The 14,337-nt window shown below is 63.6% G+C and carries 11 protein-coding genes; 1 reads left to right on the forward strand and 10 read right to left on the reverse strand.

Annotation, left to right across the window (positions count from 1 at the left end; all coding sequences use genetic code 11):
* Nucleotides 1-14 precede the first annotated feature (14 nt).
* The 3 genes from Q7V46_RS02260 to Q7V46_RS02270 all read right to left on the reverse strand — a co-directional run bounded on the left by Q7V46_RS02260 (nucleotide 15) and on the right by Q7V46_RS02270 (nucleotide 3,552).
* Nucleotides 15-1,043 carry an ABC transporter substrate-binding protein gene (locus Q7V46_RS02260; RefSeq protein WP_304911870.1) on the reverse strand — a complete coding sequence of 343 codons (1,029 nt, stop codon included), beginning with the start codon at nucleotides 1,041-1,043 and terminating at the stop codon, nucleotides 15-17.
* A 75-nt stretch (nucleotides 1,044-1,118) separates the two neighbouring features.
* On the reverse strand, nucleotides 1,119-2,504 hold the full coding sequence (locus Q7V46_RS02265) for an amidohydrolase family protein (RefSeq protein ID WP_304911871.1): 1,386 nt from the start codon (nucleotides 2,502-2,504) through the stop codon (nucleotides 1,119-1,121).
* A gap of 16 nt (nucleotides 2,505-2,520) precedes the next feature.
* Nucleotides 2,521-3,552 carry an ABC transporter substrate-binding protein gene (locus Q7V46_RS02270; protein WP_304911872.1) on the reverse strand — a complete coding sequence of 344 codons (1,032 nt, stop codon included), beginning with the start codon at nucleotides 3,550-3,552 and terminating at the stop codon, nucleotides 2,521-2,523.
* Nucleotides 3,553-3,924: 372 nt separating this feature from the next.
* Here Q7V46_RS02270 and Q7V46_RS02275 point away from each other — a divergent pair, with 372 nt between their 5' ends.
* Nucleotides 3,925-4,944 (forward strand): aromatic ring-hydroxylating dioxygenase subunit alpha, encoded by a 1,020-nt coding sequence (locus Q7V46_RS02275; RefSeq protein WP_304911873.1) that lies wholly within the window; start codon nucleotides 3,925-3,927, stop codon nucleotides 4,942-4,944.
* A gap of 292 nt (nucleotides 4,945-5,236) precedes the next feature.
* Here Q7V46_RS02275 and Q7V46_RS02280 read toward each other — a convergent pair whose 3' ends face one another.
* From Q7V46_RS02280 to uraD, 7 genes are all read right to left on the reverse strand, one after another.
* Entirely contained in the window at nucleotides 5,237-5,713 is a 477-nt protein-coding gene (locus tag Q7V46_RS02280; protein WP_304911874.1) for a nucleoside deaminase, read from the reverse strand.
* A 133-nt stretch (nucleotides 5,714-5,846) separates the two neighbouring features.
* Nucleotides 5,847-6,611 (reverse strand): ABC transporter permease, encoded by a 765-nt coding sequence (locus Q7V46_RS02285; RefSeq protein WP_304911875.1) that lies wholly within the window; start codon nucleotides 6,609-6,611, stop codon nucleotides 5,847-5,849.
* Nucleotides 6,612-6,624: 13 nt separating this feature from the next.
* Nucleotides 6,625-7,461 carry an ABC transporter ATP-binding protein gene (locus Q7V46_RS02290; RefSeq protein WP_304911876.1) on the reverse strand — a complete coding sequence of 279 codons (837 nt, stop codon included), beginning with the start codon at nucleotides 7,459-7,461 and terminating at the stop codon, nucleotides 6,625-6,627.
* 69 nt (nucleotides 7,462-7,530) lie between these two features.
* Entirely contained in the window at nucleotides 7,531-8,562 is a 1,032-nt protein-coding gene (locus Q7V46_RS02295; RefSeq protein WP_304911877.1) for an ABC transporter substrate-binding protein, read from the reverse strand.
* A gap of 302 nt (nucleotides 8,563-8,864) precedes the next feature.
* Entirely contained in the window at nucleotides 8,865-11,156 is a 2,292-nt protein-coding gene (locus Q7V46_RS02300) for an NADP-dependent malic enzyme (protein WP_304911878.1), read from the reverse strand.
* Nucleotides 11,157-11,295: 139 nt separating this feature from the next.
* Nucleotides 11,296-12,543: an ArgE/DapE family deacylase gene (locus tag Q7V46_RS02305; RefSeq protein ID WP_304911879.1), complete on the reverse strand. Its 1,248-nt coding sequence runs from the start codon at nucleotides 12,541-12,543 to the stop codon at nucleotides 11,296-11,298.
* Nucleotides 12,544-12,549: 6 nt separating this feature from the next.
* Nucleotides 12,550-14,334, reverse strand: a complete 1,785-nt coding sequence (gene uraD, locus Q7V46_RS02310; protein ID WP_304911880.1) for a 2-oxo-4-hydroxy-4-carboxy-5-ureidoimidazoline decarboxylase — start codon at nucleotides 14,332-14,334, stop codon at nucleotides 12,550-12,552.
* Nucleotides 14,335-14,337: the final 3 nt, after the last annotated feature.

The raw sequence follows: 14,337 nt of genomic DNA on the forward strand, positions 1-14,337 counted from the left end.
GCGCCGCCCGGGCCTCAGGCCTTGAGCCGCCGGTCGGCAGCGGTGGGCAGGAACTGGTCGGTCCAGAACTCGGCCACGGTGGGAGCGCTCTTGAGGTTGAACGCCGCCACGGTCTCGTCGATGGTGGCTTGCAACCGCGCACCGGTGGCCGCGCCCCAGCCGTTGGCCTGGGTGTCAGGCGTCTTCATGGTGCCGTCCACGATCAGCTTCAGGCGCTCAAATTCCAGTGCTTCATTCGCCAGCGGCTCGCGCGCCTTGACGGCTGCCGCACCGGCCTTGGGGTCGGCGATGCATTCGATCCAGCCGCGGGTGCTGGCTTTCACAAACGCCTTGAGCACGTCGGGGCCTTCGCTCATCACTTTGGGGTTGGCCACCAGGCCGTTGCCATAGGACTTCATGCCGTGATCCGAGAAGCGGAACACGGTGAGCTGTTCCGGTCCCATGCCACGTGCCTGGAGGTTGAGCAGGCCGGTGAAGAAAAAGTAGGCCACGGCGTCAAAATCGCCCTTGACGAAGCGCGTATCGCCAATATCGGGCGCGGCGTTTTCCCACTTCACGCCGCTGGGGTCGAAGCCCTGCGCCTTGGCGAACACCGGGAAGAGTTTGCGCGAAGCGTTGAACGGTTGACCGAGGATCGACTTGCCGGCGAGGTCGGCGGGCGTTTTGATCGGTCCGTCCTTTCGCACCATCACCGAGTTGGGGTTCAGGTCGTACTGCATGGCCACTGCTTTGAGGGCCACTTGCGGATTGGCAAGGTTGAATTCGATCATCGAAGACAGGTCGGCCGATGCGGCGTCGTAGGCCCCACCGCCCACAAGACTGATGGCGGCCGCAGAACCATTGCCGGTGTCGATGGTCACGTCCACGCCCGCGTCCTTGTAGTAGCCGCGCTGCTGCGCCAGCAGGAAGCCGGCACCTGAAGCCTCCACCTTCCAGCCGAGGTTGAACTTGAACTTCTGCAGCGACCCCTGGGCACGCACATAAGGGGTCAGGGCGAGCAGGGAGGCAGCGCCCGAGGCGCAGATGAGGGAACGGCGTTTCATGATGCAAGTCTCCTTTCAAGGGACGAAGCCTGCCGTGGCAGGGGGTGGGGGGGATCGGTGCGTGGCATCCGTGGTTCAGCTCGCCACGGTGTGAACGATTTGCTGCACCGCTTCGCGCGCGTGTGCCGCCATCTGCGTGCGGTCGAAGCCAGGAATCTCGCCGTCAACCACCACGGGCTTTCCGGCTACCCACACGGTGTCGGTTTCCAGTGCACGACCGCAAAGCACCGGCGCGCTGCCGGGGTCGTGCAGACCGATGGCGGCTGCGCTGTCCAGGCGGTAGCTGGCCAGATCGGCGGCCTGGCCGATCTCCAGGGTGCCGATGCCGGGCAGCCCCAGCACCTCTGCGCCGCCGGCGGTGGCCATGCGCACCACGTCGTCGGTGCCAAGGGCTTCAGGGCCGTGGCGCAGCCGGTGCATCAGGTAGGCCATGTGCACCTCGCTGAGCATGTCGGCGGCTTCGTTCGATGCAGCCCCGTCCACCCCCAGCGACACCTTGCCACCCAGACGCAGCAATTCCACCACCGGCGCCGTGCCGGAGCCCAGCCGCGCGTTGCATTGCGGGCAGTGCGCCATGCCGGTGCCGCTCTGCGCCAGCAGACGTTGCTCGGCCTCTTCCATCCAAACCAGGTGGGCGAACCACACGTCGGGCCCCACCCATTCGTGCCTTTCCACAAAGGCGAGCGGTGTGCAGCCAAACACCTCGGCGGTATGTCGGCCGTAGTCGGCTGTCTCAGACAGATGGCTGTGCATGCGCAGCTTCAGTGACCGCGCAAAGCGTGCGATCTCGCGCAATTCGTCCGGCCGTACCGACCAGTTGGGCGTGGTGGGTGCCACCACCACCCGGCGCATGGCATCGGGTGCGGTGTCGTTGAAGCGCGCTGCATCGTCTGCGACGCAGCGGAAGAACAGGTCCAGCGGTTCGGGCGAAATCTGCGGAGAAGGTGTGGCATCGATCTGCCGAACCTGCGTGGCCACGCCCCGGCACACCACCATGCGCACACCCAGCTTTTCAGCTTCGTCGAACACCACGGCCGTGGGATCGAAGGGCATGTCCGGGTAGTGGTGATACTGATGGTCGGCCACCGTGGTACAGCCCGAGAGCAGCAGTTCGCTCAGGCCCACACGCACAGCCAGCCGGAACATGGCTTCGTGGTCGAACGCGCGACGGTGGCGCACCGGCACGTTGGCCAGCCAGTCGGCCAGCCGCACGTTCAAGCCCGCAGGAACGCCTTTGAGCAGGCTCTGGAACAGGTGGTGATGGGTGTTCACCCAGCCGGGTGCCAGAACGCGGTGCGACGCGTCATACACCACCTCGCCTGGTTCGGGTGCCAGCGCGCCGATGGCGTGGATTTTTCCCTTGCGCACACGAATGTCGCCTTGGCCCTTCGGCAAACGCGCGCGCTCGCCGGACAGGCCGGTGAGCACGGCGGTGGCATTGCGTATGAGGCAATCGTTCATTGCAGTGCTGGGGCGTTCAGGCCTTGATCGAACGAAGGTCGGCAGTGGGCAGCATGGCGCGGTTGAACACGCCTTCCACGCCAGGGCGCGACTTCAGGCCGTACACATCCACCACTTCGTCCACTTGCTGCTCCAGCGTGCGCTTGAGCACGTCGCCCAGCCCGTGACCGCGTGTGTCTGGTGCGGCGATGTATTCGGCAGTGATGCGCCAGCGTTCCAGTTCCACCGCTTCGTTGAGGATGGACTCGCGCACCTTGGTGGCGGCAATGGCTGCCGCTGGATCGGCCATTGCTTCCTGAATGGCACGGTTCGTGGCTCGCAGAAAACCCGCCACGGCGGCCGGATTCTGCGTGACCATGGCGTTGCTGGCCAGGATGGCATTGCCGTACAGGTTCACGCCCGCGTCGGTGTACCGGAGCACCGACAAGTCTTCGAGCTTCATGCGGGCAAACAGCGAAACCGCTGAATCGTGGAAGTACGTCGCACCGTCCACGTCGCCGCGCACCACCACGTTGTCGCGCGAAGCAAAGTCGGTGGTGGACCATGCGAAATGGTTCTCCTTCAGGCGCAGCTTGCGTGCCACCATGGGCCATGCGCGACGCGTGGACTCCACCGCAGCAGCTGCGATTTTTTTTCCTTCCAGACTGCGGAAGTCGCTGGTGATGCCTCGGTCCTTGCGACCGATGATCGCGAATGGCGCGCGGTTGTAGTACTGGTACACCGCCTGCACCAAAGGCGTGCCTGGCTGGTTGGCCTGAAACTCGATCAAGGAACTGATGTCGCCCAGCCCCATCTGGTACACGCCGCTGGCGATGCGCGTGATGGAGGCGACCGAGCCGGCGCCAACGTCAATGCTGACGTCCAGACCTTCATCCCTGTAATAGCCGCGCTGCTGCGCCAGAAACAAGGGCGAGGTTTGCCCGGTGATACGGAAGTCCAGCGTGAATTTGATGGGCGTGAGCCTGGGGGCAGCCTGCGCCCAGACGGTGGGGGAGCCGATGGTAGAGGCGGTAATGAGGGCAGACGAGAGAAACTGACGACGCTGCATGGCGGTTTCCGGATGACGTGGGCTTGTTTCAACCCCGGCGAACCTTTCGGGCACCGGGGACGTACAAGAGCAATTTCCGGGCGGGTGACTGATGCACCTTGCTGAACGCTTCTACTCTGCTTGCTTTCCCGCATGCACGAGCCATGCCAGCTTGAGGCAGGCGTTCCCCTTACGCCACCTCGCGTTGATGGGGCTGAACTTGCCCTGGCCCGGTCGGGCACTTGGCCCGGGACCCTATCTGTTGCGCCACTGCTTTGTGATGGCCTGGCTTTTGCTAGCATTCAAGCTCAGAGTAGAAGCGTTCACCCCACACCGTGCGGGGCAGGAAATTGCTCTTGAGATCCCTCAAGCCATTTCATTCAGGAGCGTTTCATGCTGGTCACCCAACAGCCCATCTTCCGCAAACACTGGCACGCCGTCATGCCGCTGTCGCAATTGCAGGAAGGGCCCAAACCCTTCACGCTGCTGGGCGAAAACATCGTGCTTTTTCTCGACGAGAACGGTGAGCCCGCCGCTTTGAAGGACCGCTGCTGCCACCGTACGGCCAAACTCAGCAAGGGCTGGTGCAAGAACGGCAACATCCAGTGCGGGTACCACGGCTGGGTCTACAACCGCAGTGGTCGCGTGATCGAAATTCCCCAGTACGGTGCGGACCGCGAAATCCCCAAGGACTACGGCACGCCGGCATACCACTGTGTGGCGCGTTATGGCTACGCCTGGGTGGCACTGGAAGAGCCGGTGGCCGACATTCCGCAGATGCCGGAGTTTGCGCTGGAAGGCTGGCGCACCATCTTCCAGTTCTATGAAACCTGGAACACCAGCCCCATGCGTGCCCTGGAAAACTCGTTCGACAATTCGCATTTCAGCTTCGTGCACCGCGCCACTTTTGGTGTGGCAGCTTCACCCACGCCGAGCAGGTACGAGCTGATCGAAAACGAGGCAGGCTTCTACGCCGAGACCGTGATCGACGCGGTGAACCCGGAAAAATTCCAGCGCATCAGCGGCGTAAAAGACCCCATCACCCAGCGCCACATGCGCAACGCCTATTTCCAGCCTTTCGCCCGTCGCTTGGACATCGAATATCCCAGCGGCGTGCGTCACGTGATCATCAACGCCTTCACCCCCATCGACGACGGCCGCATGCAGTTGTGCCAATGGCTGTTTCGCAATGACACCGAGGAAGACTGCCCGGCCCAGATGCTGATCGACTTCGACGAAGAGATCACGCGCGAAGACAAGGACATTCTGGAATCCACCGACCCGGACGCAGTGGTGGACCTGCGGCGGCGCGGAGTGGAGTACTCGATGGACTCCGACCGGCCAGGCATCCTTATCCGGCGCAAGCTGATGGCGATGTTGTCGGAAGCGGGGGAGGCTGAGGTGCATCGCTGATTTCGCGCCGGTAGATCCGGTGGACGGCGACCGGGGTTTCCGGCTACGCGACTGTCCCCCGCCCAGGGCTTCGCCCTGGGCTCCTCCTTTATGTCGCTGCGCCGGAAACCCCGATCACCGCCCACCTCCTTGACAGACCCACGTACGCGTACCGCGATGCCACTTCAGCTGGCGGGTGCAGGGTGCTCTGCGCAGCGGCATAAAGGAGGAGGACCGGCGCAGCCGGTCCGGGGGACAGCCGCGGAGTAGAGTACCCTGCGACCGCGAGCGCCGCGAAGGTGCAGGCACGCCATCAGCGCGAAGCCCAGAACCCCTCATGTGGTTCCAGCATCTCGGCTCCGAGCTCAGGCACCGGACCAATCACCTCAATATTCTTCTGCCCGCGTGCCAGCACTTCCCGGCAAGGCAGTGACAGCGTAGGGTTCTCTTCATGGCTGCCGGTGAGCGCCAGCAAAGCCTCTTCACTGGCGCCGTAAACCACCCGCCCGATGTTCGCCCAATACAGCGTGCCCGTGCACATCGCACAAGGCTCGAACGTCGTCACCAGCGTGCACCGCGCCAGGTATTCTCCCGGCCAGTTGCCCGCCGCCGTGCGCGCCAGTGTGGCCTCGGCATGGTTCACCGTGTCGATGTTCCCCTGCTCCGCCAACACCGTCTCACCATCCGGCGCGACCAGCAAAGCACCGAAAGGATGACGACCCATCGACGCAGCCCGACGTGCCACGTCGTTGGTACGCCGCAGATGGCGAATGATCTGGTCGTGGTTCATAAAAATACGAGATCCCAACAAACGGTGGTGCGAGGTGCCTTGTCAAAGGACACCGCGGAACGGGCTTTGCCGGGCCTCAGGTGTCGTCCCCCCGCGCAGCAGGGGGGAAGCGCCGTCAGGCGCGCAGGGGGGCTTAGTTCTGTGATCCTCTATGCGCCCACCCCGTCGTGTGCTTCTCGATGTAGCTGAACAGCTCGTACATGGCCATGGCCATCACGCCTACCACCAGCAGACCACTGAACGCCAGACCCATCTGCATGGAAGAACCGGCTGAGATGAGCAGGTAGCCGATGCCTTCGTTCGATGCCGTCATTTCCGACACGGTGGTGCCCACAAACGCCAGCGTGATAGCGACCTTGAGCGAACCGAAGAAGTAAGGCATGGAACGCGGCAGGCCCACCTTGGTCAGCACGTCCCAGCGCTTGGCACCCAGCACGCGCAGCACGTCTTCCAGTTCGGGTTCCAGCGTGGCCAGCCCGGTGGCAATGTTCACCATGATCGGGAAGAAGCTGATGAGGAACGCGGTCAGGATGGCCGGGCCCACACCGATGCCGAACCACACCACCAGGATGGGCACGAAAGCCGCCTTGGGCAAGGCGTTAAAGGCGGTCATGAGCGGGTACACGGCGGCATAGGCCAGGCGCGAGCTGCCGATCAGGAAGCCGAGCAGCACGCCCACCACGATGGCGATGCCGAAGCCGGCCATGGTCACCCAGTAAGTGCGCCAGGCGTGGCCAAGAATGGTGGTCTTGTGTTCGAGTGTCTGTTCCCAGATGCGCGAAGGGCTGGGGAAGATGAACTCGGAGACCCCGAAGCCGCTGGTGATGACTTCCCAGATCACCAGAATGGCGATGAGCAGCAGAAACGGTGACCACCGCTCCATTTGTTTCTTGTTCATGGTGTGGGTCCGTTCACTGGTTGACAGGGGTGCGCAGTGCGCCAATGTGACCACGCAGTTCGAGCACGATGTCGGCGAACTCCTTGGTGTAGGTCACCTCCAGATCGCGCGTGCGCGGAATGGGAATCTCGCGCTGCACCACAAAGCGGCCCGGGCTCTTGCTCATGCAATACACCGTGTCGGCCAGAAACGCCGATTCGCGCAGGTCGTGCGTGACCAGGATGACGTTGAAGCGCTGCGCTTCCCACAGATCGCGCAGCGTGCACCACAGCTCTTCGCGGGTGAACGCATCGAGCGCACCAAAGGGTTCGTCGAGCAGCAACATCTTGGGCTCGTGGATCAGTGCGCGGCAGATGCTGGCGCGCTGCTGCATGCCGCCCGAGAGCTCCCAGGGAAATTTCTTTTCCATACCGCCCAGACCCACGCTGGCCAGCAGCCGCCCCGCGCGTTCCACGAATTCCTTGCGACGGTCCTTGAACTGGCTGCGGAAGGGTTCCACGATCTCCAGCGGCAACAACACGTTGTCCAGCGTGGTGCGCCACGGCAGCAGCGACGGTGCCTGGAACGCCATGCCGGAGATTTTGAGGGGACCGGTCACGGGTGCGCCGTCGATGCGGATCTTGCCCATGCTGGGCATCTTCAGCCCGGTGGTGAGCTTCATGAAGGTGGACTTGCCGCAACCCGATGGACCCACGATGGCGATGAATTCGCCCTTTTTCACCTTGAGATTGATGTCCTCCACCGCAAAGGTGTTCTGGGCGAGCAGGTCTTCGTTGTAGGCCAGCCAGACCTGATCGAACTCAACGAAGGGCGCTTCTTCAGCGGGCGAGGGGATCAAAACATCTTGCATGGAAAAATTCCTGAAAAAAAGGCCAGCCACCGGCGGGAGGCTGGCCTTGGCCAAGGCGCAGAGGCTGGCTTACTTCCTGGCGGGCGGCAACACGTTCAGGTCGGCGGCAGCCGGCAGCATGCTGCCATTCCAGATGGTGGCGGGGTTGATGCGGGTCTTGGTGTTGTAGGCGTCAGAGACTTGTGACGCCATCAGCGCCAGACGGCCCGGGTTGACCTGGCCGAAACCTTCGGCGCGTGCGTCCGGGCTGGCCACGACGGAGTCGATGGCGAGTTGCAGGCGGCGCGTTTCCAGTCCCACATTGATGATGCCGTCGCGTGCCTTGACCGTATCGATTGCAGCCGTGGGGTTGGCCATGACTTCCTTTGCGCCCTTGGCAAAGGCGGTCAGGAAGGCCTTGACGGCCGCAGGGTTCTCGGCGATCAGCTTGGGGCTGGCAATGATGGCGTTGCCGTACAGCTTCACGCCATGATCGGCGTAGGGCATGATGACCACGTCTTCGGCCTTCACGCCACGCGCTTCCAGGTTCAGCAGCGATGTGAATGAGAAGCCGGTGATGGCATCGATGTCGCCACGCACCAGCATGGTCTCGCGCAGTGGTGGGTCCATGGAGGTCCAGGCCACATTGCTGATGTTGTTGGCCTTCTCGAAGATCGGGAAACCCTTGCGGCCAGCGTCAAACACGGGCGCACCCAGTTTTTTGCCGCTGAGGTCCGCTGGCTTGGTGATGCCCGACTTCTTCAGCGCGAGCACGGCGGCCGGCGTGTTGTTGTAGACCATCATCACGGCCACGGGCTTGTTCGGCGCATCGGGGTTGTTGGCGTGGAACTCCATGAGAGCAGCCATGTCGGCAAAGCCCATGTCGTACGTGCCGGAAGCCACGCGGGTGACGGTGCCGCCCGAGCCGTTGCCGGAATCCACTGTCACGTCAAGGCCGGCGGCTTTGAAGTGGCCCTTGGCCACAGGCTGCAGGAAAAAGGCGGCAGGTCCTTCAAAGCGCCAGTCGAGCTGGAACTTGATGGCGGTCTGGGCATGTGCATTGCCAAAGGCCAGTGTGGCGGCCAGAGCGGCGGTGGTCTGGATGAAGTGGCGCTTGTTCATGGAGTCTCCGTGGAAGGTGTGGTTGCAGAAAGGCATGGAAAGACTGCGCACACGGGGCTGAGGGGGTAGCTCGTTGACAGCAAAAAGGGTGCCAGCAACCCGTCGCAGGCCGCAGAATGCCCTGCGCGCGATTGAACACAGTATTTGTATACAGATTTTCAAATCGGGTGTCCGATCCCGTCAACCAGAAAAACCCTAAAAGAGGGCGCACCAAGCCGACGTGTATCAGATTGGTGCGATTGTGGTCCGAGTTGGTGCGAGGTGGGCGCGCCAACGCGACCGGCAACAGAAAAAGCAGGCGCTCAGCGCGGCGACTGCTGCCCGGCGGCGGCCAGTGCGGTCATGTTCAGCACCCGGCGCACAGTGGCCGCCGGCGTGAGGATGTAGGCCGTGGCGGCCGAGCCCATCAGGATGGGGCCTACCGTCACGCCACCGCTGGTGGTGGTTTTGAGTACGTTGTAGAGGATGTTGGCCGAATCCAGGTTTGGACAGATCAGCAGGTTGGCCGAGCCGGTGAGCGAAGAATCGGGCAGGTAGACGTCCCGGATGGCTGGCTCCAGTGCGGCATCGCCGTGCAGTTCACCGTCGCACTCGATTTCGGGATGCTTCGCCACAAAAATGTCTCGGGCCGCACGCATCTTTCTGGCCGAGGCGCGTTTGCTCGAGCCGTAGCTGGAGTGCGACAGGAAGGCGACCTTCGGTGGCAGGCCAAAGCGCTGCACCTCCTGCGTCGCCATCCAGGCGATTTCGGCGAGCTGCTCGGCGCTGGGGTCTTCATTGACGTAGGTGTCGGCGATGAACAGCGAGCCGCGGTCCGTCATGAGGGCGTTCACAGCCGCGTAGTTGGTCACGCCTTCGCGTTTGCCGAGAATGCTGTCGATGCGCTCCAGGTGCGTCATGTACGAACCGGCCAGCCCGCAAATGAGCGCGTCGGCGTCACCCAGTGACACCATGAGCGAACCAATGATGGTGTTGGAGCGGCGCACAGCGGCTTTGGCCACTTCGGGTGTGCCACCATCGCGGCCCATGAGCTGGTGGTAGTGCTCCCAATACTGGCGGAAGCGCGGGTCGTCTTCGGGGTTGACATTTTCCACGTCCACACCCAGTCGCATGCGCAGGCCAGCCTTTTCAATGCGTGCGGCAATCACGGCAGGGCGCCCGATCAGGATCGGTTTGGCCAGCCGGTCGTCGATCGCCATCTGCGCCGCACGCAGCGCACGCTCGTCTTCGCCGTCTGCATAGGCCACGCGCTTGCGGTCTTCGGGCACTGCCTTGGCGGCCGTGAAGATCGGCCGCATCAGGATACCGGTCTGGTACACGAAACGTGACAGACTTTCCTTGTAGGCATCCATGTCGGCAATGGGCCGCGTGGCCACGCCGGAATCGGCCGCGGCCTGGGCCACGGCGGGCGCGATGCGCAAGATCAGGCGCGAGTCGAAGGGCTTTGGAATCAGGTAGTCGGCACCGAACACCAGCTCTTCGCCCTGGTAGGCACTGGCCACTTCGTCGCTGGTTTCGCTCTTGGCCAGGTCGGCGATCTGGCGCACGCAGGCCAGCTTCATTTCTTCGGTGATCTTGGTGGCGCCACAGTCCAGTGCGCCCCGGAAGATGTAGGGGAAGCACAGGACGTTGTTGACCTGGTTCGGGTAGTCGCTGCGCCCGGTGGCGATGATGCAGTCAGGCCGGATGGCCTTGGCCAGCTCGGGGCGGATCTCTGGTTCCGGGTTGGCCAGCGCAAGGATGATGGGTTGCGACGCCATGGACTTGACCATGTCGGCGGTGAGCACGCCCGGCGCGGAGCAGCCCAGGAACACGTCGGCACCGTCGACCGCGTCGGCCAGCGTGCGCTTGTCGGTCTTCTGCGCGTAGCGCACTTTGGATTCGTCGTAGCCGCCCGCGCGGCCCTCAAAGATCACGCCTTTGGAATCGCAGACGAAGATGTTCTCGCGTGCCACGCCCAGGCCCACCATCACGTCCAGGCAGGCAATGGCGGCAGCGCCCGCGCCAGAGACCGCGAGTCTGACTTCGCCGATGTGTTTGTTGACCAGTTCAAGGCCGTTGAGCAGTGCCGCGGCAGAGATGATGGCCGTGCCATGCTGGTCGTCGTGGAAGACCGGAATGCCCATGCGCTCGCGCAGCTTCTTCTCGATGTAGAAGCACTCGGGTGCCTTGATGTCTTCCAGGTTGATACCGCCCAGCGTGGGTTCGAGCGCGGCGATGATGTCGACCAGCTTGTCCGGGTCTTTTTCGTCGAGTTCGATGTCGAACACGTCAATGCCGGCGAACTTCTTGAACAGGCAGCCTTTGCCTTCCATCACCGGTTTGCTGGCCAGCGGCCCGATGTCGCCGAGACCGAGCACCGCCGTGCCGTTGGTGATCACGCCCACCAGATTGCCGCGCGAGGTGTATTCGGCCGCGAGGGAGGGGTCGGCCTGGATGGCCAGACACGGGTAGGCAACGCCAGGGGAATAGGCCAGCGACAGATCGCGCTGGTTGGACAGGGGTTTGGTGGGGGTGACCGAAATCTTGCCCTTGCCAGGGGAGCGGTGGTAGTCGAAGGCGGCGTCGCGCAGGGCTTGTTCAGCGGGGGTCATGTTGTCTCCTGTGACCGTTGTTGTGGATCTCATTGTGCCCGTGGCCGGAGCAGCGTGGGGATTCGGCGCCGGGCCGCCCCAAGCCGAATCAGCCACCTTGGGGGGGCAGCGACCCGCGCAGCGGCGGAGCGTGGGGGTCTCAGTTCTTCAGCAGATCGAACAAGGTGCGGGCCAACACCTTCGTGGCACGGCGCAAATCGTCGAGTTCCAGATGTTCATCGGCGCGTTTGGCATTCGATTCGCGCACTGTGCGCGGGCCGGAGCCGTAGATCACACCTGGAATGCCGCGCTCCACATAAAGGCGCACGTCGGTGTAGAGCGGAGTGCCCACGGCGGGAATGGCCTCGCCAAACACCGCTTCGCCATGTTTCTGCAGCGCCTGCACCAGAGGTTTGTTGCCGGGCAGGGGTTGCATGGCGCGGCACAGCAGCATGCGCCGCACATCGACCTGAATGGTCTTGCCTCCCCGGGGCGGCTGGAAGCTGGCAGCAGCGGCTTCGATGGTGCGGCGCAACGATGCTTCCACCTCGGTGGGATCTTCTTCGGGGATCATGCGCCGATCCACCTTGAACATCACCTTGCCCGGAATCACGTTGGTGTTGGTGCCACCGCTGATCTGGCCGACGTTGAGGTAGGGGTGGGTGATGCCCTCAACGTTTGAATGCACTTTCAGATAGTCGGCATTGAGTGAGTAGAGCGCATTGAGAATGTGCACCGTGGCCTGCAGTGCGTCGGTGCCACTGTCGGGGATGGCCGCGTGGGCCATGTCACCCTGCACAGTCACCTCCAGTTGCAGGCAGCCGTTGTGCGCCACCACAACCTGGTAGCTGAAGCCGGCTGCGATCAACAGGTCGGGTTTCGTCAGGCCTCTTTCCAGCAGCCAGGCGGGGCCCACCTCGCCGCCGAATTCTTCATCGTAGGTCACGTGAAGTTCCACTCCGCCTGCCAGCTTCGCGCCCAGCGCTTCGAGCGCGCGGATGGCGAAGGTGAAACTGGCGATGTCGCCTTTGCTCACAGCCGTGGCGCGGCCAAAGATCTTGCCGCCCACCAGCTCCCCGCCATACGGGTCGTGCGTCCAGCCTTCGCCGGGTGGCACCACATCGCCGTGCGCGTTGAGTGCGATGGTCTTGCCGCCGTCACCATAGCGTCGACGCAGGATCAGGTTGGTGATGGTCTGCAGGCCAGCGGCTTTCACCTCGGCTTCGGGCACGGCGTGTCTTTCAGCATCGAGGCCCATGGCAGCGAGCAGTTCGGCGGTGCGTTCGGCGTGGGGTGCGTTGTTGCCGGGCGGCGTGTCGGTGGGCACGCGCACCAGTTCCTGCAGGAAGCGCACCTCCTCGTCAAAATGGGTGTCGATCCAGGTGTCCAGCTGTTCGAATGGGGTCATGGGGGCTCAGTGGGTGTGTTCGGAGGCGAGTTGTTCCAGCAGATGCGAGAAGGCGCGCACGCACAGGTCGATGTCGTCGCTGGTGGTGGATTCGAGCGGGTTGTGGCTGATGCCACTGTTCAGTCCGCGTACGAACAGCATGGCTTGCGGCATCACCTCGTGCAGCTTCATGGCGTCGTGGCCGGCGCCGCTGGGCATGCGGTGCAGCGGTACGCCCAGAGAGGCCACGGCGCTTTCCCATCGAGCCTGCCACGCTGGTGCGCTGGGTGCGGCAGCGGCACGCATGGTTTCTTCCAGCGTGTCACGCACGCCACGCCGCTCGCAGATGGCTTGCAGTTGCTTGAGTACGTCGTGCTCCAGCGCATTGCGTTGTTCGTCGCTGGGTGCGCGCAGATCGAGCGAGAACGTACATCGCCCAGGCACCACATTGATCGAGCCATTGGGCACCTGGAGCATACCGATGGTGGCCACAGAATCGCCGTCTGCGGCGGCACGTTGTTCGGCATACAGCGCCAGCTCGGCCACGGCTGCAGCGGCGTCTCTGCGACGATCCATGGGCGTGGTGCCGGCGTGGCAGGCCATGCCCACCACCTCGCCCAGGTAGCGTACGCTGGCGTTGATGGAGGTGACCACACCCAGCGGGATGTCGAGCTCGTTGAGTACCGGGCCCTGTTCGATGTGAACCTCGACAAAGCCGAGGTACTTCGCCGGGTCGCGCTTCAGCGCGTTGATGGCCTCCAGCGTGGCCGGCAGGCCAGCCCGCAGCATGGCAGTGCGCATGGTCACGCCGTTGGTGTCCTGCTGGTCCAGCCAGATCGGGTTGAAATCACCGGTGAGGGCGCCCGATCCCAGAAAGGTCGCCTTGTAGCGCTGGCCTTCTTCCTCGGCGAAGCCCACCACTTCAACGGCAAAAGGCAGGCGCTTGCCCGCCGCATGGAGCTGCTGCACGCAAGCCATGGGTACAAAAATGCCGAGTCGCCCGTCGTATTTGCCGCCGTTGCGCACCGTGTCGAAGTGACTTCCCGTGAGCAAGGTGGGTGCATCAGGGGTGGTGCCGTGGAAGCGCCCCACCACGTTGCCCACCGTATCGACCCCGACCTCGTCGAATCCGCAATCGGCCATCTGTCGTTGCAAGTCGGCCGCGCAGGCCCGGTGCGCATCGGTCAGGTAGGTCACCGTCAACTGGCCGTGCTCTTTGTAGCCGGGGTCGCTGTGCTGTGCCAGCGCTTCGTGCCAGTCCCATACTTCGTTGCCCAGCGTGGGCTCAAAGCCGAACTTGTCGTTGAGTCGGATCTCGGCAATGCGATGGATGTTGCGCAGGCTCTCGCCGCGTTCGAAGTCCACCGGATTGTCCAGGCGCCGCTCGAAGGTGGCGATGATCTCGCGCTTGCTCAGGCCGTTGCCTCGCGGGCCGCGGACCGCCAGGATGAACGGAAAGCCGAAGCGGGCGAGGTAGTCGGCGTTGAGCTGGCGGATGTGGGCCAGTTCCTCGGGCGTGCAGTTCGTGAGCCCCGCCTTGTTCTGCTCAACGGTCGACTCGGCCGTGAGCGTGCGAGCTTCCATGGCCTTGCCGGCCAGTTCGGGGTGGGCGCGGATCAGCGCCAGTTGCTGGTCTACGCTGGCTGCGGCGAGCACGCTCACCATGGCGTGTTTGAGCGCGGCCAGCGAAGCAAAGGGCCGTTGCGCCAGGGCCTGCTGTGCAATCCAGGGTGAATGCTCGTACAGGCCTTCGAGCATCTGGGCGGCGTCAGCCAGGGATGCGCTGTTCAGTTGGTCCAGGGTGAGTGGCATGGC

Source organism: Hydrogenophaga sp., assembly GCF_030651625.1.
GTDB lineage: Bacteria > Pseudomonadota > Gammaproteobacteria > Burkholderiales > Burkholderiaceae_C > Hydrogenophaga.